Annotated in this window: 22 protein-coding genes and 2 tRNA genes; 13 read left to right on the forward strand and 11 right to left on the reverse strand. The window is 67.0% G+C overall.

Annotated elements, in window-relative coordinates; genetic code table 11:
- The first annotated feature begins 28 nt into the window (after positions 1–28).
- Positions 29–2,242: a DNA polymerase III subunit gamma and tau gene (locus MIC448_RS07010; protein ID WP_036297769.1), complete on the forward strand. Its 2,214-nt coding sequence runs from the start codon at positions 29–31 to the stop codon at positions 2,240–2,242.
- Positions 2,242–2,835 (forward strand): recombination mediator RecR, encoded by a 594-nt coding sequence (gene recR / locus MIC448_RS07015; RefSeq protein ID WP_036297771.1) that lies wholly within the window; start codon positions 2,242–2,244, stop codon positions 2,833–2,835. Before MIC448_RS07010 ends, recR begins: the two co-directional genes overlap by 1 nt.
- 40 nt (positions 2,836–2,875) lie before the next feature.
- Here the strand turns inward: recR and MIC448_RS07020 are convergent, their stop codons facing one another.
- Positions 2,876–3,367, reverse strand: coding sequence for a hypothetical protein (locus tag MIC448_RS07020; RefSeq protein WP_036297773.1), 492 nt, complete (start codon positions 3,365–3,367; stop codon positions 2,876–2,878).
- A 93-nt stretch (positions 3,368–3,460) separates the two neighbouring features.
- Here MIC448_RS07020 and MIC448_RS07025 point away from each other — a divergent pair, with 93 nt between their 5' ends.
- From MIC448_RS07025 to galE, 5 genes are all read left to right on the forward strand, one after another.
- Positions 3,461–4,747: an aspartate kinase gene (locus MIC448_RS07025; protein ID WP_036297775.1), complete on the forward strand. Its 1,287-nt coding sequence runs from the start codon at positions 3,461–3,463 to the stop codon at positions 4,745–4,747.
- Positions 4,748–4,905: 158 nt separating this feature from the next.
- Complete coding sequence (locus tag MIC448_RS07030) at positions 4,906–5,976, forward strand: aspartate-semialdehyde dehydrogenase (RefSeq protein ID WP_036297777.1); 1,071 nt, start codon at positions 4,906–4,908, stop codon at positions 5,974–5,976.
- Positions 5,977–6,066: 90 nt separating this feature from the next.
- Positions 6,067–7,545: a malate:quinone oxidoreductase gene (locus MIC448_RS07035; protein ID WP_036297779.1), complete on the forward strand. Its 1,479-nt coding sequence runs from the start codon at positions 6,067–6,069 to the stop codon at positions 7,543–7,545.
- 25 nt (positions 7,546–7,570) lie between these two features.
- On the forward strand, positions 7,571–8,197 hold the full coding sequence (locus MIC448_RS07040) for a thymidine kinase (protein WP_036297780.1): 627 nt from the start codon (positions 7,571–7,573) through the stop codon (positions 8,195–8,197).
- Between the two features lie 39 nt (positions 8,198–8,236).
- A complete protein-coding gene (gene galE, locus MIC448_RS07045; protein ID WP_036297782.1) occupies positions 8,237–9,253 on the forward strand; it encodes a UDP-glucose 4-epimerase GalE in 1,017 nt (338 codons plus the stop codon).
- Positions 9,254–9,257: 4 nt separating this feature from the next.
- On the opposite strand, the gene MIC448_RS07050 is transcribed toward galE, so the two are convergent.
- The 5 genes from MIC448_RS07050 to MIC448_RS07070 form a co-directional block, all read right to left on the reverse strand.
- Positions 9,258–10,109, reverse strand: a complete 852-nt coding sequence (locus MIC448_RS07050) for a DUF1295 domain-containing protein (RefSeq protein ID WP_036297784.1) — start codon at positions 10,107–10,109, stop codon at positions 9,258–9,260.
- Positions 10,110–10,128: 19 nt separating this feature from the next.
- Complete coding sequence (locus MIC448_RS07055) at positions 10,129–10,905, reverse strand: HAD-IIB family hydrolase (RefSeq protein ID WP_036297786.1); 777 nt, start codon at positions 10,903–10,905, stop codon at positions 10,129–10,131.
- Positions 10,906–10,975: 70 nt separating this feature from the next.
- A tRNA-Pro gene (locus MIC448_RS07060) sits at positions 10,976–11,049 on the reverse strand.
- Between the two features lie 48 nt (positions 11,050–11,097).
- Positions 11,098–12,033: a metallophosphoesterase gene (locus MIC448_RS07065; protein WP_036297788.1), complete on the reverse strand. Its 936-nt coding sequence runs from the start codon at positions 12,031–12,033 to the stop codon at positions 11,098–11,100.
- A complete protein-coding gene (locus MIC448_RS07070; RefSeq protein WP_036297790.1) occupies positions 12,030–14,606 on the reverse strand; it encodes a transglycosylase domain-containing protein in 2,577 nt (858 codons plus the stop codon). The genes MIC448_RS07065 and MIC448_RS07070 overlap by 4 nt, the downstream gene beginning before the upstream one ends.
- Positions 14,607–14,705: 99 nt before the next feature.
- On the opposite strand from MIC448_RS07070, the gene MIC448_RS07075 reads away from it, so the two are divergent.
- Positions 14,706–14,927 (forward strand): hypothetical protein, encoded by a 222-nt coding sequence (locus tag MIC448_RS07075; RefSeq protein ID WP_036297850.1) that lies wholly within the window; start codon positions 14,706–14,708, stop codon positions 14,925–14,927.
- 4 nt (positions 14,928–14,931) lie between these two features.
- Complete coding sequence (locus MIC448_RS07080; RefSeq protein WP_036297792.1) at positions 14,932–15,399, forward strand: RidA family protein; 468 nt, start codon at positions 14,932–14,934, stop codon at positions 15,397–15,399.
- Positions 15,400–15,419: 20 nt separating this feature from the next.
- On the opposite strand, the gene MIC448_RS07085 is transcribed toward MIC448_RS07080, so the two are convergent.
- From MIC448_RS07085 to MIC448_RS07105, 5 genes are all read right to left on the reverse strand, one after another.
- Positions 15,420–16,154 (reverse strand): amino acid ABC transporter ATP-binding protein, encoded by a 735-nt coding sequence (locus tag MIC448_RS07085; protein WP_036297794.1) that lies wholly within the window; start codon positions 16,152–16,154, stop codon positions 15,420–15,422.
- The gene (locus tag MIC448_RS07090) at positions 16,151–16,996 is read right to left on the reverse strand and encodes an amino acid ABC transporter permease (RefSeq protein WP_036297796.1); all 846 of its coding nucleotides are present in this window, start codon (positions 16,994–16,996) and stop codon (positions 16,151–16,153) included. Before MIC448_RS07090 ends, MIC448_RS07085 begins: the two co-directional genes overlap by 4 nt.
- Before the next feature lie 43 nt (positions 16,997–17,039).
- Positions 17,040–17,882 carry an ABC transporter substrate-binding protein gene (locus MIC448_RS07095; protein WP_036297798.1) on the reverse strand — a complete coding sequence of 281 codons (843 nt, stop codon included), beginning with the start codon at positions 17,880–17,882 and terminating at the stop codon, positions 17,040–17,042.
- A 128-nt stretch (positions 17,883–18,010) separates the two neighbouring features.
- Positions 18,011–18,083 (reverse strand) — tRNA-Lys (locus MIC448_RS07100).
- Positions 18,084–18,225: 142 nt separating this feature from the next.
- Complete coding sequence (locus MIC448_RS07105) at positions 18,226–18,885, reverse strand: fasciclin domain-containing protein (RefSeq protein WP_036297800.1); 660 nt, start codon at positions 18,883–18,885, stop codon at positions 18,226–18,228.
- Between the two features lie 190 nt (positions 18,886–19,075).
- Here MIC448_RS07105 and sigK point away from each other — a divergent pair, with 190 nt between their 5' ends.
- From sigK to MIC448_RS07125, 4 genes are all read left to right on the forward strand, one after another.
- A complete protein-coding gene (gene sigK, locus MIC448_RS07110; RefSeq protein WP_036297801.1) occupies positions 19,076–19,678 on the forward strand; it encodes an ECF RNA polymerase sigma factor SigK in 603 nt (200 codons plus the stop codon).
- Positions 19,675–20,445 carry an anti-sigma factor domain-containing protein gene (locus MIC448_RS07115; RefSeq protein WP_036297803.1) on the forward strand — a complete coding sequence of 257 codons (771 nt, stop codon included), beginning with the start codon at positions 19,675–19,677 and terminating at the stop codon, positions 20,443–20,445. The genes sigK and MIC448_RS07115 overlap by 4 nt, the downstream gene beginning before the upstream one ends.
- Before the next feature lie 84 nt (positions 20,446–20,529).
- On the forward strand, positions 20,530–21,171 hold the full coding sequence (locus tag MIC448_RS07120) for a hypothetical protein (protein ID WP_036297805.1): 642 nt from the start codon (positions 20,530–20,532) through the stop codon (positions 21,169–21,171).
- A 166-nt stretch (positions 21,172–21,337) separates the two neighbouring features.
- Positions 21,338–22,222, forward strand: coding sequence for an aminotransferase class IV (locus MIC448_RS07125; protein ID WP_036297807.1), 885 nt, complete (start codon positions 21,338–21,340; stop codon positions 22,220–22,222).
- Positions 22,223–22,233: the final 11 nt, after the last annotated feature.

Genomic DNA, 22,233 nt, shown 5'->3' on the forward strand with positions numbered 1-22,233 from the left:
TGTCACACCCACGCCGTAGGCTGGGGGCGTGACCGCCGCCCTGTACCGCCGCTATCGACCCGAGACGTTCGGGCAGATGATCGGTCAGGCGCAGGTCACCGATCCGCTCATGACGGCGCTGCGCAACGACCGGGTCGGCCACGCGTACCTGTTCTCGGGTCCCCGCGGCTGCGGCAAGACGACATCGGCCCGCGTTCTCGCGCGCTGCCTCAACTGCGCCGAGGGGCCGACCGATACGCCGTGCGGCGTCTGCCCGAGCTGCGTCGAACTCTCCCGTGCCGGCGGTGGTTCCCTCGATGTCGTCGAGATCGACGCGGCATCCCACAATGGTGTCGACGATGCGCGCGACCTGCGCGAGCGGGCGATCTTCGCGCCGGCCCGCGACCGCTTCAAGATCTTCATCCTCGACGAGGCGCACATGGTCACGCAGCAGGGCTTCAACGCGCTGCTGAAGCTGGTCGAAGAGCCGCCCGACCACGTCAAGTTCATCTTCGCCACGACCGAGCCCGACAAGGTGCTCGGGACCATCCGCTCGCGCACCCATCACTATCCGTTCCGGCTCGTGCCGCCCGGGCCGATGCTCGAGTACGTCCAAGAACTTTCGGCGCAAGAGGGTGTGCAGGTCGAGCCGGGTGTGCTTCCCCTCGTCGTCCGGGCCGGCGGCGGGTCGCCGCGTGACACCCTGTCGCTGCTCGATCAGCTGATCGCGGGTTCGGACATCTCGACAGAGTCCGGCTCCGCAACCGTCCGGTACGAACGCGCCGTTTCGTTGCTCGGCTACACCCATGCAGAGCTGTTGGACGAAGTCGTCGAGGCCCTCGCCGACCCCGATCCCGCGGCGGCATTCGGCGCCGTCGACCGCGTCGTGCAGACCGGACAGGATCCGCGGCGCTTCGTCGATGATCTGCTCGAGCGTCTGCGCGACCTGATCGTGGTCGAGGCGACGGGTCCCGCGGCCTCAGCCGTGCTGCGCGGTGTCCCGGTGGACGAACTCGAACGGATGGGTCGACAGGCCCGCATCTTCGGCGGCGAACGTCTGTCCCGCGTTGCCGACCTGGTGAGCCGCACGCTCGACGACATGACCGGTGCGACATCGCCCCGTCTGCAGCTCGAACTCATGATCGCGCGCGTGCTCGCATCCGAGGCCACACCTGCGGCCGGCGCGTCGCCTGCGGCCGGTGCGCCGCCTGTCACCAGCGCGCCGCCGGTAGCAGCGCCCGCAAAAGCGCCGGCAGCTGAAGCCCCGGTCAGACCGGCTGCGTCGACCCCCGGAGCGATAACGCCGGCTGCGCCTGCTCCGTCGGTGGCGCCTGCGACGGCACCCGCTGCTGCAGCACAGGCAGATCCTGCGCCGGCTGCAGATCCTGCGCCGACAGAACCAGAACCGCCCGTCGACGAACCGGCGCGGCCTCGCCCGACCGGCCCCGTGACGGTGGCGATGCTCCGCGACGCGTGGCCTGAGGTCCTGTCGACACTCGAGGACATCAGTCGAACCTCGTGGCTCGTGGCGAGCAACGCCCGCGTGTACGCGTACGAGGGTGACGTGCTCACGGTGACCTTCCAGAGCCAGAGCGATGTGCAGAAGTTCCGTCAACGCGGTGTCGCCGCCAACGCCAGCGAAGACCTGCGGACCGCGATCGACCGTGTCTTGGGCGTGCGGGTCAAGTTCCTCGCCCGGCTCGACGGTCCCGATCCTGCCCCGCCCGCGGACGAACCGCCGCCGCCGGATGACGGTCCCCCCGATGACGCGCCGCCGCACGACCAGCCGCCGTCAGGATGGGTCACCCGCGCCCCTGGGTCGGGCGCCGCACGTCCCGAAGCGGCAGCTTCGACGCCCGTTTCGACGTCTCGCTTGGCTCCGGCACCGGTGACGGAGTGGGCGGTCGCGGCGATCCCGCGAACAGCGGATGAGCCGCCCGTCGCGCTCGGCACGCTGCGCGCCCCCGCGCAGCTCGCCGTCGATGACGAGCCCGATGAGGTGGCTGCGTCTCCGGCGCTCGCTCGCCCGACCGTGCCCGAGCGCGAGGGCCAGGTGCTGAGCGTCGACGAGCCGCCGGTTCCCGACGAGCCCGATGTCGATGTGCTCGGCCCGGGCTCGATGACGACCGCGCCCGCCCCCGCACGCACTCCTGCACCCGCAAAGCGGGTCACCGACCGTTACGGTGAGGCGGTCGTCCGCCAGGTGCTCGGCGCCACCTTCGTGCGCGAGGAACGCTTCGAACAGCCCACGAGGTTCAGCTGATGTACGACGGAATCGTTCAAGATCTGATCGACGAGTTCGGTCGGCTGCCGGGCATCGGGCCGAAGTCGGCTCAGCGCATCGCCTTCCACATCCTGCAGACCCCGTCGTTCGATGTGAAGCGGCTCGCGACGCTGTTGGCCGATGTGCGCGAGCGGGTTCGTTTCTGCGAGGTCTGCGGCAACGTGTCCGAGCAGGACCGCTGCAGCATCTGTCGTGATCCGCGGCGCAACCCCCAGGTCATCTGTGTCGTCGAAGACGCGAAGGATGTCGCGGCCATCGAGCGCACGCGCGAGTTCCGCGGGCTGTACCACGTCCTCGGTGGGGCGATCAGCCCGATCGATGGTGTGGGTCCCGACGATCTGCGAGTCACCGAGCTGATGACCCGCCTCGCCGACGGCACCGTGCAGGAAGTCATCCTCGCGACGAACCCGAACCTGGAGGGTGAAGCGACGGCGACCTACCTGAGTCGACTCCTGCTGACCCTCCAGCTGCGCGTCTCGCGCCTCGCGTCCGGCCTGCCGGTGGGTGGGGACCTCGAGTACGCCGACGAGGTCACCCTCGGTCGTGCGTTCGAGGGTCGCAGGACGCTCTAGGGCGAGACAGCTCGCGGCGCGATGCTCCGGCCACTCCGGCTCAGCGGAGCACTTCGACGAGCACGATCCACGAGATCATGAGCGCGACCGGTATCGCGACGATGGCCCCGACAGCGACCACGACCAGGCCGGCGGGCTCTCCCGCGATCAGCATCGCCGAACCCGCGGCGTAGATCGCCGCGGGCAGGAAGTTGACCGCGGCTCGCGGCCCCTTGTAGCGGTTCTCTGGGTTGGTGTTCTGGGCGATCGCCCGCGCCGCATGTGCGTTGAACACCATCGTGATCAGCGCCGATGCGAGAACGGCGGCGCCGTAGGCGACGAAGGTAATCCCGGGGAACAGGGCGAGCGCGGAAGCCGTGATCGCGAGGACGAGCGTTGCGATTCCCGCGCCCAGGCGCGCGGTCAGCGAGCGTGACTTCACGATCTCGGCGATGTTGACGCTCGCCGCGACGATGACGAGGCCCGCCAAGGCGGCTGTCGCGCCGAGGATGCCGAGGTTGAACTCGTTCCAGCCGAGGTCATCGAGAGTCATGCCCGCACCCTAGCGCCTACATGGGCGTGACGGCATATGGGGGTTCCGTAGAATGGGCTCGGCGTTTCCGCCGCTCACCCCTGGAGAAACATCGTGGCGCTGATCGTGCAGAAGTACGGCGGCTCGTCGGTCGCAGATGCCGAGAGCATCAAGCGTGTTGCCAAACGCATCGTCGATGCGCGGCGCGCGGGCGACGACGTGGTCGTCGCCGTGAGTGCCATGGGCGACACCACGGACGAACTGCTCGACCTCGCATCGCAGGTGGCGCCGATCCCCGCGCCGCGCGAGCTCGACATGCTGCTCTCGAGCGGTGAGCGTATTTCGATGGCCCTGCTCGCCATGGCGATCCATTCGATGGGATTCGAGGCGCGCTCGTTCACGGGCAGCCAAGCGGGGATGATCACGGATGCCACGCACGGCGCGGCCCGCATCGTCGACGTGACCCCGGTGCGTCTGCGCGAAGCCCTCGACGAGGGTGCGATCGTCATCGTCGCCGGCTTCCAGGGCTTCAACCGCGACACCCGCGACATTACGACCCTCGGTCGCGGGGGATCCGACACCACCGCCGTCGCCCTCGCTGCGGCGCTGAAGGCCGACGTGTGCGAGATCTACAGCGACGTCGACGGCATCTTCACCGCGGACCCCCGCATCGTTCCCCGCGCCCGCAAGCTCAACACCGTCACGACGGAAGAGATGCTGGAGCTCGCGGCAAACGGCGCGAAGGTGCTCTACATCCGTGCCGTCGAGTACGCCCGCCGGCACGGCGTACTCATCCACGCACGTTCCACGTTCTCATCGTCCGAGGGCACCTACGTGCTCGACGAGAAGCGCCACGCGGCGCTGCAGCAGCAAGGAGATGGCATGGAAGAACCCATCGTCGCGGGTGTCGCGACCGACCTCGGCCAGGCCAAGATCACGGTCATCGGCGTTCCCGATGTGCCCGGCAAGGCCGCGGAGATCTTCAAGATCGTCGCCAAGTCCGGTGCGAACGTCGACATGATTGTGCAGAACGTTTCGGCCGCCGCGACCGGTCGCGCTGATATCTCGTTCACGCTGCCCAAAGCGGATGCGCCGCTGGCCCTCAAGGCCCTCTCGGGCGAGCAGGGCTCGGTCGGTTTCGAGAGCCTCGTGCACGACGACCAGATCGGCAAGCTCTCGGTCGTCGGTGCCGGCATGCGCACGCACTCGGGTGTTTCGGCGACGCTGTTCGAGGCGCTCAGTGTGCTCGGGGTGAACATCGAGATGATCTCGACGTCCGAGATCCGCATCTCGGTCGTGGTCCGGGCGGACGACCTCGCCGAGGCGGCGCGTGTCGTGCACAGCGCGTACGGGCTCGACGGCGAGACCGACGCGACGGTCCACGCCGGCTCCGGCCGCTGACCCTCACCCTCACCCCCGGCATCCGTCCGAGCTTCGCTCGAACGCAGGAGATCGGCCGAAAACAGGAGGTTTTCGGCAGAATCATCCTGTTTTCGCGTGATCTCCTGTATTCGTGCGGCCGTAGAATCGTCGAACCCGCCAAACCAGAAGGCTTCACCATGACCCGCATCTCAGATTCCGGACTATCCGTTGCCGTTGTCGGCGCCACGGGCCAGGTGGGCACGGTGATGCTCGAGATCCTCATCGAGCGTTCGTTCCCGATTCGCGAGCTGCGCCTGTTCGCCACCGCACGCTCGGCGGGCACGTCGCTCGAGTTCGGGGGACACAGCGTCGTCGTCGAGGATGTCGCGACCGCTGACCCCGCGGGCATCGACATCGCGCTGTTCTCGGCCGGTGCGACCGGCAGCCGCGCGCACGCACCCCGCTTCGCCGAGGCTGGCGCCGTCGTGATCGACAACTCCAGCGCCTGGCGTATGGACCCCGAGGTGCCGCTCGTCGTGAGCGAGGTCAACCCGCACGCGATCGCCGAGGCGCACAAGGGCATCATCGCGAACCCCAACTGCACCACGATGGCCGCCATGCCCGTGCTGAAGGCGCTGGACGCCGTCGCTGGACTAGAGCGCCTGATCGTCAGCACCTACCAGGCCGTCAGTGGCTCCGGTATTGCGGGCGCGGAGGAGCTGCTCGGACAGGTCGAGGGTGTCCTCGCCCAGGGCGACACCCTGCGACTTGTGCGCGACGGATCCGCCGTGGACTTCCCGCAGCCGGAGAAGTACATCGCCCCCATCGCGTTCGACGTCATCCCCTTCGCGGGCAACCTGGTCGACGATGGCGATAACGAGACCGACGAAGAGAAGAAGCTCCGCAACGAGAGCCGCAAGATCCTCGAACTGCCCGGGCTGCGCGTCTCGGGAACCTGCGTGCGAGTTCCCGTCTTCACGGGTCACTCGCTGAGCATCAATGTCGAGTTCGCGAACGAGATCACCCCCGCGCGCGCCCGCGAGGTGCTCTCGGGTGCCCCGGGCGTTCAGCTCGAAGAGGTTCCGACGCCCCTCCAGGCCGCGGGCAAGGACCCCAGCTTCGTTGGACGCATCCGTGCCGATCAGTCGGCTCCCGAGGGCCGCGGGCTCGCATTGTTCATCAGCAACGACAACCTGCGCAAGGGCGCCGCGCTGAACGCCGTGCAGATCGCCGAGCTCGTCGCCGCCGGACTGAGCGTCGACGCCTGAGTTTGTTCGGCGCGTAAAAACCGCCGACTTTTCGCTGTCGGCGGTGCACTGGCGTCCTCGTGCCCCGAACCGCAGAACTAGACTTGTCCAGTGAGCGAAACCGTCGACGTCGTGCTCATCGGTGGCGGGATCATGAGCGCCACCCTGGGTACCCTCCTGCATCAACTCGAACCCGACTGGAAGATCGTCCTCGTCGAACGACTTTCGGATGTCGCGCTCGAGAGTTCGAATGCCTGGAACAACGCGGGCACGGGCCATGCGGCCCTCTGCGAGCTCAACTACATGCCGCAGGCACCCGACGGATCCGTAGACCCGGCCAAGGCCGTCTCGATCAACGAGCAGTTTCAGCAGAGCCGTCAATTCTGGGCAAACCTCGTCAAGCGTGGCGTGCTGAGCGAGCCGAAGACGTTCATCAACGCCACACCGCACATGACGTTCGTGCGTGGCGAGAAGGACGTCGAGTACCTGCGTCGCCGGTACGAGGCTCTGAAGACGCAGCCCCTGTTCGCGGGCATCGAGTACAGCGAAGACTCCCGCGTGATCAACAAGTGGGCGCCGCTGTTGATGCAGAAGCGGTTGAAGAGCGATGAGCCGTTCGCGGCGACGCGCGTTCCCGCGGGCACGGACGTCGACTTCGGTGCGCTCACCCACCAGCTGATCGATCACCTGCGGGACGACGGCGTGGAGGTCATGACCGACCGCGAAGTCCGCAATCTGAAGCGGCAGAAGGACGGAACGTGGCTCGTCAAGACCCGTAACCGGCTGGGGCGAACGCCCGGCGAGATCAACGCCAAGTTCGTCTTCGTGGGTGCGGGCGGGTGGGCGCTCAAGCTTCTGCAGCGTTCGGGCATCCCCGAGATCTCGGGCTACGGTGTCTTCCCGATCGGTGGGCAGTGGCTCAAGACCTCCAACCCCGAGCTGATCGCGCAGCACCGCGCCAAGGTGTACTCGCAGGCGTCCGTCGGCGCACCGCCGATGTCGGTTCCGCACCTCGACACGCGCGTCGTGGACGGTGAAGCATCCCTGATGTTCGGCCCGTTCGCGACATTCAGCCCGAAGTTCCTCAAGAACGGATCCGTGTTCGATCTGGTGACGCAGATCCGGCCGGGCAACCTGCTGCCGATGCTGAAGGTCGCCGTCGACAACCCGGGCCTGCTCAAGTACCTGATCGCCGAGCTGCTGAAGAACCACGGCAAGAAGATGGATTCGTTGCGCGAGTTCGTGCCGACGGCGAAGGACGTGGACTGGCAGTTGCTGAACGCCGGCCAGCGCGCTCAGGTCATGAAGAAGGACCCGAAGAAGATCGGCGTACTGCAGTTCGGTACCGAGGTCGTCGCGGCGAAGGATGGCTCGATCGCCGGTCTACTCGGCGCATCGCCCGGCGCCTCCACGGCCGTATCGATCATGCTCGGGCTGTTGCAGACCTGCTTTCCCGACCGAGTCGACGCGTGGACGCCTGAGCTGCGCGAACTGATCCCCAGTTATGGCGAGACGCTCAACACGCAGCCCGACGTCGCTCGGGTCACGATCGAAGAGACCGCGGCGGCACTCGCCATCACGGCCGTCTGACCCGGTTCCTCCGTAGACTCTGCGCGTGGCAAAACTGTACTTCCGCTACGGCGCGATGAACTCTGGAAAGTCGACCGCGCTGCTGCAAGCCGCGTACAACTACGAGGAGCGCGGCCAGAGAGCGCTGCTCGCCAAGCCCGCGATCGACACGAAAGCGGACGACCAGATCGCGTCCCGACTCGGCGTTTCGCGAACCGTCGACTTCCTCATCGAGCCCGAAGCCGATGCTGGCGCGCTGTTTCGCGAGCAGCGGGATCGATCGCGCGCCGCGACGGGGGTGGATATCTCGTGCCTCCTCGTCGACGAGGCCCAGTTCCTGACGCCTCGCCAGGTCGACGACCTGTTCCGCATCGCGATCCACGACAACATCCCCGTTCTCGCCTACGGCATCCGTTCCGACTTCCTGACGGCCGCTTTTCCGGGCTCGAGGCGACTGCTCGAGACCGCACACACCCTCGAAGAGTTGAAGACGATCTGCCGGTGCGGTCGCAAGGCGGTTTTCAACGGGCGCGTCATCGACGGGCGGTTCGTGTTCGACGGCGACCAAGTCGCGATCGATGAGACAGGCGAACGCACGGAGCATGTCGTGACGTATGAGTCGCTCTGCGGTGCCTGCTACCTGGAAGAGTCGGGCGACCGCCTCAGCCGATAGCGGGAACGCACGAGGCGCCGCCCGGTTTAGGCTGAGATCATGCGCGTTCTTCTTGCCGGCGGTGCCGGTTACATCGGTGCTCACACGGCTGTCGCCCTGCTCGACGGCGGCCACGAGGTCGTGTTGCTGGACGATCTTTCGGGTACCCACGCCGAGGCGGCCGTACGGATCGAGAAGATCACCGGCCGGCCCGCGCCGCTCGTGATCGGCGACGCGGCGGACGACGCGGTGGTCGAGCGCACCTTCGACGAGTTCGGCCCCTTCGACGCGATCCTGCAGTTCGCGGCGCACAAGGCGGTCGGTGAGTCGACGCAGAAGCCGCTGCAGTACTACGCCAACAACTTGGGCACGACGTTCGCGCTCCTGCGGGTGGGACTTGCCCGAGGCATCCGCTCCTTCGTCTTCTCGAGCACCGGTACTGTCTACTCGGACCCGGAGGACCTGCCGTTCCGCGAGACGTCGCGGACGAGCATCGACCTGTCGAACCCGTACTCGAAGTCGAAGCGGATGAACGAGGTCGTGCTCGAGGATGTGGCCCGGGTCAACCCCGAACTCGACGTCACGGTGCTGCGATACTTCAACCCGGTCGGTGCGCACGAGAGCGGGCTCATCGGGGAGGACCCGGCGGGCATCCCGAACAACCTCATGCCGTACGTCTCGCGCGTCGCGATCGGCTCGCTCGAACGCATCGGTGTGTTCGGCGACGACTACGACACACCGGACGGCACCGGCTTGCGCGACTACATCCACGTCGTTGACCTCGCCGAGGGGCACGTCGCGGCGCTGAATGCGGCACAGCCCGGGTACGCGGTGTACAACCTCGGGACGGGTGAGCCCGTGAGCGTGCTCGGACTCATCGCGGCGTTCGAGAAGGCTGTCGGGCACGAGCTACCCAAGCAGATCCTCGACCGGCGCCCCGGTGATGTCGCGGCGACCTATTGCGACCCCGCCAAGGCCGCCCAGGAACTCGGCTGGACCACCCGGTTGACGATCGACGATGCCTGCCGTGACTACTGGCGCTGGCAGCAGCAGAACCCGCAGGGATACGCCGCCTAGAGACCTACGCGGGGTGCGGCGACTTCTTCGGGGCGCGCCTGCGCGGGGGGAGAGGCACGAGCATCGACGTCGCCTTCTGGTACCCGGCGTACGCCGGATACTTACCGGAGGTGATTGCCTCGGTGAAGATCGTCGAACCGATGAACAACACCGTCAAGAGGACGGCCCCGATGATCGACCAGTTTATTGCGCCGCCCCAGAAGCCGAGTCCTGCTGCTACGGCCGCGGTCGCGCCGATCGCGTAGAACGCCCACCACTGGGCCTGCTCGAAGAAGAAATTCGGGTGCCGGCTGAAGCGGAACAGCCCCGCGGTGACAAATCCGTCGCCGAGCTGTCCGCCCGCTCGCGCCTTGGCTCGATGGAAGTTCCACTGCTGCTGGTCAGCCACCGTCTCACCGAGCAGCAGGACGAGGAACAGGATGGCGAAGACCGCGTCCCACACTCCGAGAGGTGTGTCGTACTGCCAGGCGATCTGGGCGGGCAGCGTGATCAGCACGAGGAGGGCATTCTGGTACAGCACGATGAAGAACAGGTTGAAGAGCTGGAACTGCCACGGCTTCATGCGTCCGCGCAGGATCGCCCAGCGGTAGTCCTCCATGCCGGAGTAGCCGCCCTTGCGGGCGAAGTTGAAGGTCAGCCGGGCGCCCCAGGCCGTGACGAGCACAGCCATCATGACGAGGCGGGCAGCATCCTTGCCCTCGGCCAATGCGGCACCCGCAAAGATCCAGACGTACGCGATCGGCACGATCGACCAGATTCTGTCGACCCAGGAGGTGTCTTTCGTGATCAGCGACAGGATCCAACAGGCGGCGCTGACGGCGGCGGCGACAATGACGACGAGAGTGAGCGGTTCCACGGCGTCAGCATAGCTCTGGCTACCGGATCGGCAGTGCCGGTACGAGCGCGTCGAGGTACTCGACGGTCTCTTCCCACCCGTCCACCGCGTGGCAGGGAACGCCCATCGCCAGGACGGGGTAGTCATTCCCATCCGGATCGAGTCGATCGCCGATGAAGAGCATCTGATCAAGGGGAATGCCGGTGTGCTCGGCGAGTCGTGTCATCCCGTAGGCCTTGTCGATGCCGCGGTGGGTGATGTCGACCGACGTCGAACCCCCCGATCGCACCTCGAGGTCGGGGATCCGCGCCGCGACGGCGTCACGCAGTGCGGACTTCCGAGAACCCGTCGGATCCCAGGCGATCTTCGCCTCGAGCGGCGCGCGCTGGCCGAGGGCGGAGAAGGTGATCTGTGAACCGCGATCCTCGAGGATGTCTCCCCACGGCTCGGATTCCCAGAGCCCGAGTCGCCGGGCCTCGCTCTCGACCGCCGAGAGCGCGCGAGCCTTCTCGTCTTCCGTGAGGGAGTGCGCGTAGATGGTGTCGATCTGCCCGCTCGCGTCGAACCGGTAGTACTGCGTGCCGCACGTGGGCATGAGGTGCACATGCGCGAGCGCCTCGGGTGAAGCATCCGGAAGCCGTTCAACCACCTGACTGCGGAACTGGCCGAGCTGACCTCCGGAGATTATCGCGACTTCCACACGCTCGGCGAGCGCGAGCAGATGTGCGCCGATCGCGTCCGGAATGGGGCTCTTCGAGGGAGCGAGCGTGTCGTCGAGGTCGAAAGCGACGAGTCGGATCTTCGCTGCGTCGGTCATCGTGCTCCAGATCGTTGTGGCCCGTGAAACAGGAAGAGGAGGGCCGCCATTGGCGACCCTCCTTGATCTGTCGGGGTGACAGGATTTGAACCTGCGGCCTCGTCGTCCCGAACGACGCGCGCTACCAAGCTGCGCCACACCCCGTGGCAACCCTCCGAGTCTACCCGAACTCCCCGGCCCGCCCGAACCGCGTCACGCGCGAGCGATCAACGTGACGAGGGTGGCTTCGGGTCGGCACGCGAAGCGGACCGGAGCATAGATCGAATGGCCGAGTCCAGCGCTCACGTTCAGCGGCACCTTGCTACCCCCTCGTGCCCACGTGGAAAGGCCGCGCGCCTGCTTCAGCGGGATGTCGCAGTTGGCGACGAGCGCCCCGAAGCCGGGGAGGCGGACTTGGCCGCCGTGGGTGTGGCCCGCGAAGATCGCCTCGGCTCCAGCATCCGTGAAGGCATCCAGGACCCGTCGGTACGGCGCGTGCGCCACGCCGATCGTGAGGACGCCCGACGTGCTCCCGTCTTCACGCAAGTTCTCGACCATGGCGGGCACGAGGTCGAGGCGGTCGTCATCGTGGTGCGCGTCGCCCACGCCGAATCCGTTGATCCGGACCCCCGCTGCATCGACCGACCCGGACCTGTTGTTGAGGTTGGTCCAGCCCAGGTTCTCCGTGAAGTACGCCTCCATGGCGGCGATATCGAGCCGTGGCGGATTCCGCTTGCGGCGCGAAGGGCCGAGGAAGTAGCGCAGGGGATTGCGGGGTGTGGGGCCGAAATTATCGTTCGAGCCGTGCACAAAAAAGCCGGGTGTACCGCGGAAACCGGCGAATGCGGCGCGCACGCCGCGCAGCCCGTCGACGTGGCCCATGTTGTCGCCGGTATTGATGATCATGTCGGGGCGCAGGGATGCGAGTGAGGCTATCCATGCCTGCTTGCGCCGTTGCCACGGCGCCATGTGGATATCCGAGATGTGCAGTACCCGGACGGGTGTCGAGCCCGGAGGGAGGACGGCCATATCGACCCGTCGGAGTGTGAACCTATACCGCTCGATGCCGATGCCCCACACCGCGGCGGCGATACCGAGCGCGCCCACGGCCGCCAGGGCGCGCAGGCTCTGACGGGAACGCGAGGTCACGAGCAGGTGTCGCGCTCGTAGGTGATCGCCAGCTGCGCGTTGCGGTTCACGATCGAGCCGGGGCCCGGGTTGACCGAGGTGACGACGCCCGGTCCGGTGGCCCCTTCTTTCACGACACACGTCTCCGCGGGGTTGCGTCCGAATGTGCCTCGGATGCTGTCGACCGCCTGCTGACGGTTCATCCCCACGACGTCCGGCACAGCAACGCCTTCCCCGTTGCTCGGCGAGATCGTCACGGTCGTCCCGCCGCTCACACGACCGGCTCCGGGATCCTGGCGCTCCACGATTCCGGCCGCCTGCGTGCTATCAACCGCGTCGCCGACATTCACGCTGAACCCTGCGGCCTCAAGCGTTGCCACGGCCTGATCGACCTGCTGGCCGACGACGTTCGGCAGGTCGATTTGCACCTGACGTGTCAGATCCGAGTCGGGTGTCGCGAAGCGGTCACCGCCGTACTTGGCGTTTGCGGCGCCCTGCATGTCGGGCCAGATGGAGTGACGCAGGCGCCACAGGGAGTAGCCGTTCGCAGAGTTGCGGTCGAGGCGTACGTTGCCCTTGACGTTTCCGACCCACACGACCGTCGTGACCTTGGTGCTGCTGCCGTCCATCCAAGTGTGCTGCTGCTCGTGGATGCCGGTCTTGCCGAAGACAGGAACGCCGTCGCCGATGCGCGAGGACGCCGCAGAACCGCCGTTGATCACGCCGGCCAGCGCGAAAGCTGCCGTTGAGGCGACGGACGGATCGAGGACCTGGTTGCACGTGGTGTCCGGCAGGGGGAGTGCCTCCCCGTCCGAATTGAAGACGGCGTCGATCGCCTTGGGAGGGCAGTAGACGCCGTTGCTGGCGATCGTGGCGTACGCCGCCGCCATGTCGATCGGGGCGACGTTCTGCGGTCCGAGCATGTTGTACGGGGTGTTGGGCGAGTTCTGCGGGTTGTCCACATTGCCGACGAAGAGCTGGAACCCGTCAGCGGTCTCGACTCCGAGTCGGTCCGCGATCTTGTTGGTGTCGCAGACGCTCACCTTTTCGCCCATCGCCATGAAGCCCGTGTTGAGCGAGTCGGCGGTGAACCTCATGGGCGTTCCGCTGTAGCCGCCCACACCCTCGAAGTTCTTGATCTCGCCGGAAGTGACGCGCTGGCTGCCGCCCTCGCAGTCGGTCAGAACAGTGAAGTTGCGCTGGCGTCCGTTGATGACCTCGTTGACAGAGTGTCCGTGCTCCAGCCAGTTCAATAGGGTGAACAGCTTGTAGGTCGAGCCAGGGGAGAAGCCCGTCGAGCCACCGTTCACGTACCGCGTGTTGTAGTTGATCGACGTGAAGGACGGGTCGGCTGCCGCCTGATCGGCATCCTGCGTGTACTTGCGGTTCTGCACCATGGAGAGCACGCGCCCTGTGCCCACTTCCAACTGCACCCCTGTTGAGCCGAGATCGAGGTTGGGGTGGGTTGCCGGTACGATCGAGATCGCCTCCTCGGCGGCCAACTGCAGATCGAGGTCGAGAGTCGTATAGATCTTCAGGCCGCCGCGGCGGAGCGCTGCGCTTCGATCTTCCGGCGTTTCTCCGAAGGCGACATCGTTGAGCACGATGGTCCGGACATAGTCGCAGAAGTACGCGGACCCGCCCGCCTGCTGGCAGCCTTGCTCGGTCGGATTGATGTTTGGAGTGATGACCTCGGCCTTGGCCGCGTCGTGCTGCTCCTGGGTGATCTTGCCCTCGGAAAGCATCTGACGCAGAACGTAGTTGCGTCGGTCTGTCGTCAGCGCGTATCCGTCCGCCGCCCCGTTGATCTCGCGCTCGGGCTTGTCGATGCGGTACGTGTTCGGGTTCTGTACCATGCCCGCCAGGGTTGCAGCTTGCGACAGTGTCAGGTCAGAGGCGCTGACGCCGAAGTAATACTGCGCCGCAGCACCGACACCGATGTTGAGCCCGCCGAAGTTCGCGATGTTCAGGTATCCGAGGAGGACATCGTTCTTTGAATAACGCTGCTCGAGGGCGATCGCGTAGCGCATCTCCTGAAGCTTGCGCTGGTATCCCTCGACGCCGGTCGCTGTCGTGGCGTCCGTCCAGCAGGCGGCGAGCTCCTCCTGTGAGGGTGCTTCCTTCTCGCACCGCTGCACCAGGACGTTCTTGACGTACTGCTGGCTGATCGAGGATCCACCCTGCGTTTGGCCGCCCTGCACATTGCTGAGGAGCGCGCGGGTGGTGCCGATGAGGTCGACCCCGCCGTGTTCGTAGTAGCGGGGGTCTTCGCTCGACAGAATCGCGTCGTACATGACGGGCGCGATCTGCTCATAGGTGACGGGGACGCGGTTCTGGTCGTAGAAGCGGGCGAGCAGGACATCGCTGCCGTCGCTCTGCTTGGCGTAGATCTCGCTCTGCTGCATCAGATCGTCGATCTCGAGGTAGCTCGGCATGTTGTCGAACATCGTGATCGCGCTCGACGCCGCGGCGCCCGATACGGCGATGGCCGGCGTGACGGTGGCGGTCACCAAGAGACCAGCGACTGCGCTCAGGCCTACGAGTCCGGCGAGTCCGCCGAGCACGCCCGTAGCCGTCCGATTCTTATCAGGCATAGGGTTGATCGTAAGGGAGTTAGCTGAGCGATGACCGAAACGGTCGCGCGTGCCTCCCGTTCGGAAACGATCCGACCCCACCGCGATCTCGGGAGTGCGATGACCACCTGGGAGTACCTGACTACTCCGCTGCTGATTCACAACACGGCAGCGATTCTGAACAACTGGGGCAAGCAGGGCTGGGAACTGGTGCAGGTCGTCGCCGGGCCCGAGGGCGGCCTCGTGGCGTACCTCAAGCGTCCCGTTGGGGGATCGGATGCCTCGGGCAACGCCGGTCTGGCCGCCGCGGCCGAAGCCTCCCGCCAGTTCGAAGGACAGTGACTCCGTGAGCGTTTCCGCGAAACTCGCCGAACTCGGCATCGAGCTTCCCGATGTTGTCCCGCCCCTGGCGTCCTACGTGCCCGCCAAGGTGCACGGAGACCTGGTCTTCACCGCCGGTCAGTTGCCACTCCTCGCAGGAAAGCTTCCCGCTGCCGGGAAGGTCGGGGAGGGTCCGGGGCGGGTCTCGGCCGCGGACGCCCAGGCGTATGCGCGCCAGTGCGCCCTCAACGCGATTGCGGCGGCTGCTGCGGTAGCGGGTGGCGTCGACAAGCTCGTCGGTGTCGTCAAGGTGACCGGGTTCGTGGCATCCGTGCCCGACTTCCTCGGTCAGCCGGGCGTCCTCAATGGCGCAAGCGAGGTCCTCGGTGAGATCTTCGGTGAGGCTGGCCGCCACGCCCGGTCCGCCGTGGGTGTTCCGGTGCTGCCGCTCGACAGCCCGGTCGAGGTCGAGGTTGTTTTCTCGCTCGTCTGAGCAACCCGACCGCGGACGTCTCAGCCCGTGAAGCGGGAGAGGAACGCGCGTGTCCGCGCCTCGCGCGGTTTACCGAGGACCTCGGCGGGCGTGCCCTGCTCGAGCACGCGTCCTTCGTCGAGGAACAGCACCCGGTGCGCAACGTCGCGGGCGAACGCCATCTCGTGGGTTGCCATGAGGATCGTCGTGCCCTCTTCGGCCAGCGCCCGCACCAGCTCGAGGACTTCGCCCACAAGCTCGGGGTCGAGCGCGGACGTGATCTCATCCAGCAGCAGAACCTCGGGGTCGGTGGCGATCGCCCGGGCGATCGCGACCCGCTGCTGCTGACCGCCCGACAGGCGGTCGGGGTGCTCGGCGGCCTTGTCGGCGAGTCCGACGCGCTCGAGGATCGCGCGGCCCCGCGCCTCGGCATCCGGTCGCTTCTCGCGGCGCGCGACCCGCGATGCCAGGGTCACGTTGTCCAGCACCGAGAGGTGGGGGAAGAGATTGAAGCCCTGGAAAACGAACCCGAGACGTGAGCGCACGGCGTTCGCCTCCACTCGCGGGTCGGAAACGTCGTCGCCCGCCAGGAGGATCCGGCCGTCATCGATCGGTTCGAGCAGATCCAGACACCGCAGCAGGGTGGACTTGCCGGACCCGCTCGCCCCGATCACCGCGACCACCTCGTGTCTCGCCAGCTCGAGAGAGACCCCGCGCAGGACATCCCGGTCGCCGAACGTCTTCCAGAGATCGATCGCCGACAGAAGCGCGGTCACAGCAGCGCCCCTGTCTGTTCGCGAGCGCGGAGCCGCGCTGCGTACCAGTCGGTGAGCCGGATGGTGGGAATGGCGAGCAGGATGAACAGGATGCCCGCCACGATGTACGGCGTGAAGTTGTAGGTCTGGGACGACTCGATTTTCGCGGCGAGCACGGCATCGGTCGCGCCGAGGATCGAGATGAGTCCGACATCCTTCTGCATCGCGACGAAGTCGTTCATGAGCGGTGGGGTGATGCGGCGAAACGCCTGGGGAAGCACGACGCGGCGAAGCGTCTGCGGGTAGCTCAGGCCCAGCGCTCGCGCCGCCAGGCGCTGTGAGGGGTGGACCGACTCGATTCCCGAGCGGATCACCTCGGACACGTAGGCGGAATATGTCAGCGTCACCGCGATCGTCCCGAGATACAGGGCGTCGATCCGCACGTTGGTGATCGTCGGCAGGCCGAACCCGACGAGGTAGAGCACGATGATGAACGGCAACCCCCGGAAGATATCGGTGTACGCCGCGGCGATAGCGCGTAGCGGAAGGAACACCGGGCCCTGCAAAGTTCGTAGCAGAGCGACGGTGAGCGCGACGACCGAGACCGTGATCAGGGACAGGCCCAGCACCCGCAGGTTCAGCAGGAAGCCGTCCCACACAGCCGGGAGTGCGTCCCACGCGATAGCGGGGTTGAAGAAGGCCTGCTGCACTCCGGCCCACCCGGGGGTGTTGATCATCGTCGCCCAGACGATGATCGCGAAGGCGACCGACGAGGCGATGGCGACCAGCACCGAACGTCGCGACTGGCGTGCGCGGTATGCGCGGCGCTCGAGTTCGAGCTCGCTGGGGGAGTGGACGCTCACGGCTCGACGGTACCGGAGGTGGGACGGCGGGTGCCGCGCAGAATCACTGCAAGAGCGTGACGCCCTGGCCCGCACCGAGCCACTCGTCGGTGATCTCGGCGAGCGTGCCGTCCTCGCGCAGCTTGTCGAGAGCGGCAGAGACGCGCTCCGTCAGCGCCGAGTCCTTGGGCAGGACGACGCCCCACTCGTCGGGGATGCCACCAGCGGGGAGCTCGCCGACGATGAAGGAGTCCTCGATGTACATCGCGGTGGCGAGGTAAGCGGTGGGGAGATCGATCACGAACGCGTCGATCTGGCCCGCGTTCAGCGCGGCCACGACATCCTCGTTCGATCCGAAGAGCTGCGGCGCGGTCGTGGGTTGCACGACCTCTTCGAGGGTCAGCGCGCTGGTCGACCCGGCCATCGCTCCGATGACGAGGTCCTTGAGCCCGTCGATCGAGTCGACGCCGTCGGCCGCGCCGCCCTCGACGGCGACGATCGCCTGGCTGGCGGAGTAGTAGGGCGACGAGAAGTCGACGGCCTGCTTGCGCTCGTCGGTGATGGTGTACTGCTGGATGTTGAAGTCGAAGTTCTTCGGACCCGGTGCGATGGCGGCCTCGAAGCTCGTGCGCACCCACTCGACGTCCTCCGGCGCAAATCCGAGTTCGTCGGCGATCGCGTAAGCGACGGCGGACTCGAAGCCCTCGCCCGACGACGGGTCATCGTCGATGACGTAGGGGTAGTACGCGATGTCACCGGTCGCGATGGTCAACGTGCCCGGGGTGACGTAGCCGGCATCCGGATCGGCGGATGCGTCGGCGTCGCCGGAGCCGCTCGCACAGCCCGTGAGGGCAATCGCGGCAGCCGTGATTCCGGCGGCAAGGGTGAGCATGCGGGAGCGGGACATGGGATGCCTCCAAGGCGAGGGGATGTGCCCGGATGCTGTGGGCAGGTGCGCTTCTATTCTCGTCGTCGCCCGCCCGGCCGGGCGCACGGAGCGACGAATTGTTACACCGAGTCCGAAAATTGATGCGGTGGGCCCCGTGGGGCTCGAACCCACGACCCGCGGATTAAAAGTCCGATGCTCTACCGACTGAGCTAGAGGCCCGTGCCACCAGCCTAGTGAACGCCGCGGGGTGGCAGCGCGCACGGAAGCGGCCGCCGGAACCCCCTCGCAGGTAGGTTCCGACGGCCGCGGTCGTGCGTGTGTCGCGTGCGCCCCCCGGATCACGCGACACACGATGGTCCGCTTACATCGGGGGCATCAGGACCGTGTCGATGAGGTAGACCGTGGCGTTGGCGGTCTGGACGCCACCACAGATCACGGCGGACTCGCCGTTGACCATGATGCTGTCTCCGCTACCGGTCACCTCGACGTCCGCACCCTGAACGGTGGTGTGCGTGCCTTCGATGTCGTCGGGGGCGATCTGACCGGGGACGACGTGGTACGTCAGGATCGACGTGAGCGTCGCGGTGTCGGTCTTGAGCGCCTCGATCGTGGCGGGGTCGATCTTCGCGAACGCGTCATCGACGGGCGCGAAGACGGTGAACTCGCCGCCGTTGAGCGTGTCCACGAGGTCGACCTCGGGGTTCAGCTGGCCGCTGACCGCTGCGGTGAGCGTGGTCAGGATCGGGTTGTTGGATGCCGCGACCGCGACGGGGTCGGCAGACATGCCCTCGACGGATCCCGCACCATCCGGAACAGCCTCGGCGTAGGCGGCGCAGCCGGAGCCGACGAGCATTGCGGCCGGGTCCATTTCCATCTCTTCGGACATCGAGGGAGTGCTCGAGGGCTCTTCCATCGTGTCGTCGGTGGCGGTTTCGGCGCCCATCGAACAAGCGCTGAGCGCAAACGTCGCCGCCAGGGCGAGCGACAGGCCGGCGGTCAGGCGCATCTTGGTACGTGACATGAGTTCCTCCTCTGTGTGGGGCGGGTGGGCCCCGTGGACACATACCCCGGTGCGGGGTCGGTGCACCGCTTGCTGCGGTGTGTTCACAGGGCCATTCGGGGCTGCCCCGGGATCGGATTGGACATCGGACAGAAAGTTTTCCGATATCCATACCCCGCGCCGGATTCCGGGGTGCGGCGATAGGTGAGGCATGCTGGGACATGTGGTTATCGATGGCGTAGACGTGCCCGAGGAGGGCGGCGAAGGCGTCGACCATATCGGCGAGTTGTTGTCGCGCGTCTCGCAGGGAGACGAAGCCGCGTTCGCGCGCCTCTACGACCTGTTATCGCCGCGCGTGTTCGGCCTCATCCTTCGCGTTCTCGTCGATCGCTCACAGAGCGAAGAAGTTCTGCAGGAGGTTTTCCTCGAGCTCTGGCAATCCGCCGCCAAGTTCGCTCCGAACAAGGGGCAGGGAAGATCATGGGTGCTGACCATCGCGCACCGCCGTGCCGTCGATCGTGTGCGATCGGCGCAGGCGAGTGCGGACCGGGACGTGCGCGTGGGCTTCCGAGACATGGAAGTCGCTCATGACGGGGTTGCGGAACAAGTGGAACTTCGGATCGAAGGGCAGCGGGTCGCTCAGGCTCTCGAGACGCTTCCCGATGCGCAACGGGAGGCAATCACCCTCGCGTACTACGGGGGTTACAGTCAGAGCGAAATTGCGGCTCTCGTCGGGGCGCCGCTGGGAACGATCAAGACACGGATGCGGGACGGACTGACCCGTCTCAGAGGAGAATTGGGGGTGACGACATGAACGAGCAGGAATTCGCAGAGCTGGCCGCGGGCCACGCGCTCAGCGCACTGGGCCCCGAAGACGCGGCCGCGTTCGACGCTGCCCTCGCAGAGCACCCCGAATGGGCGCATCACGCGACCACAGATGCCGCGACGGTCGCTGCTCTCTCCGACTCCGTCGCCGAGGTTCCGCCTCCGGGTGCCGTGCGTTCCGAGCTGTTGGCGCGGATCGCCTCCGTCCAGCAAGACCACCCCGCTCAGGCGGCGGCTCCGGCCTCGAGCCTCGAGGCCGCTCCCGTCGTTCCCGTCGCCGAGTCGCGAAGCCGGGCGTGGGGCCCGCGGGCCTGGTTTGCACTAGCTGCATCCCTGGTCCTGCTGGTCGGCGTCGGCGGGGGAGCGGTCGTCATCGCTCAACAGCTCAACCGACCCGTGGCCGTCGTTGCGCTCGAGCGCATCGAGGCAGCGCCCGATGCACAGGAAGCGTCGACGACGCTCTCGGACGGAGGCGAGGCGACCGTTCACTGGTCGGAGTCCGTCGGCGAGGTCGTCTTCGTGTCCGACGGCCTGCCCACACTGAGTGCTGACCAGAGTTACGAACTCTGGTTCGTGCGGGATTCGGGTGCAATCGCCGCCGGTGTTTTCGAGGCGAGCGGCGACGGCGATGCGACGGCCCTGCTGTCGGGCACGATGTCGCCGGGCGATGTCATCGCGGTCACCGTGGAGCCCGCGGGGGGATCCCCGACGGGAGAACCGTCGAGCGAGCCGATCCTCGCCATCCCCACCGCCTGACGCGCCGTCCGGCCAGGATCCGGTTGCGCGGCGGGCGAACGCTGCGGCGGCTCTCGCTCGATACGTCGCGGGTAGCCTGGATGGATGAGTGACGCCACCGGCCCCGGATTCCACAAGCCGGTACGACGTCCCGCCGACGTCTTCGACCGCCTGTTCGGCACCGAAGATCCCGCCGAGGTTTCGCGCGTCGCCCATTCGACGGCCGCGGCGCTCCTCTCACGTGTTCGCGAGGAGCCGGATGCCTCGGTGGTCGACCGCCTCGTGCAGTTCACCGACCTGCACGGTATCCATGACATCGCCGAGCTGTGGTCGCGATCGCCCGCGCGGACGCTCCCGGGAACGCTGTGGCGTCTGTATCTGCTGCAGCTCATGATCCATGACGACCCCCGTACCGCTGCCCTCCTCTTCGAGCGCGGGCGAGTGGAGCTTTCGACGGCGGACATCGTCGTCGCGGGTGCTCCGGCGCCCGCCGGGCCGGAAGAGCTCGTCGAGCTGTCGGACACGATCTTGCGCGGAGTTTTCGAGGGTGACTTCGGCGTTGCGCTGGAGCGCGCGGCTGCCTTCTGCCGGATCGAAGCGGATGGCGCGACCCGGCTCGCGGACGACTACGAACTCACCGAGCCGGAGCGTGCAACGGACCTCACAGCGCGGGCACTCAGGCTGTCGGCATTCGCCGCGGATCTGACCGCCGCAGCCTCGCTGTGGCGCCGCGACACGCTGAACTGAGCGCCGCCGGCCCCCGGGCAGAGAAGTGCCGGGCCGCAGAACGCCTCTCGGCGCGGAGCCGCTCGAAGCGGCAGATTATGGAGCCCGGGGTTACTGCGGCCCGGCTGTTCCAGTGTAACGCAGCCCTCGCGACCGCTATTCCGACGGGGCGCCGTAGGCTCGGAGAATGGCAACGCGCTTCGCGCTCATCATCGAGCCCACGGCATCCGACGACTCCCGTTCCGACTTCTCCGCGACCTTCAAACAAGTGGACGCCTCCGCTCCCGCGCTCAGCGTCGGTGAGCTGAGTACCCAGCGCGGCGACGGCATCTTCGAATCGATCGGTGTCGTCGACAGCCACCCGCAAGAGGTCGCGGCGCATCTGGAGCGGTTCGTGCGTTCGGCGGAGATCTGCGATCTGCCGGTGCCCAACGTGGCGCAGTGGCGTCAGGCCATCGATGCCGCCGCGGCGTTGTGCGGCCCGGGCGAGTGGGTCGTGAAGACCATCCTGAGCCGCGGGGTCGAGCATGGCCCGACGCCCACCGCCTGGGTCACCGCCGCCGATGCGGCCGACTTCTCGCGGCCCCGGCGCGAGGGGATCGCCGTCGTCACGCTCGATCGCGGGTTCGATCTCAACGCGCCCGCCCGTGCTCCGTGGCTGCTTCTGGGTGCGAAGACGCTGTCGTATGCGGTGAACATGGCATCGCTCCGCGAGGCGCACAAGCGCGGTGCCGACGACGCGATCTTCGTCTCGTCGGACGGCTTCGTTCTCGAGGCACCCACGGCATCCGTCATCCTGCGTATCGGTGACGTCTTCGTCACCCCGGAGCCGACCGGCGGAATCCTGCACGGCACGACCCAGTTGAGCGCATTCGCGTGGTTCGAGGGGCAGGGTTACACGACCGCTTATCGCGATGTGCGCGTGAGTGAGCTGGCCACCGCGGATGCCGCGTGGCTCGTGTCGAGCGTGCGGCTCGCAGCTCCCGTTCGGCGGATCGACGAGGTGGAGGTGTCGCTCGACCACGAGCTGACCGACGCCCTCAACGCCTATCTGCTCTCGCCCCGCGACTGATCAGCCAACGA

The sequence above is a fragment of the Microbacterium sp. C448 genome, assembly GCF_000582705.2.
Classification (GTDB): domain Bacteria; phylum Actinomycetota; class Actinomycetes; order Actinomycetales; family Microbacteriaceae; genus Microbacterium; species Microbacterium lacus_A.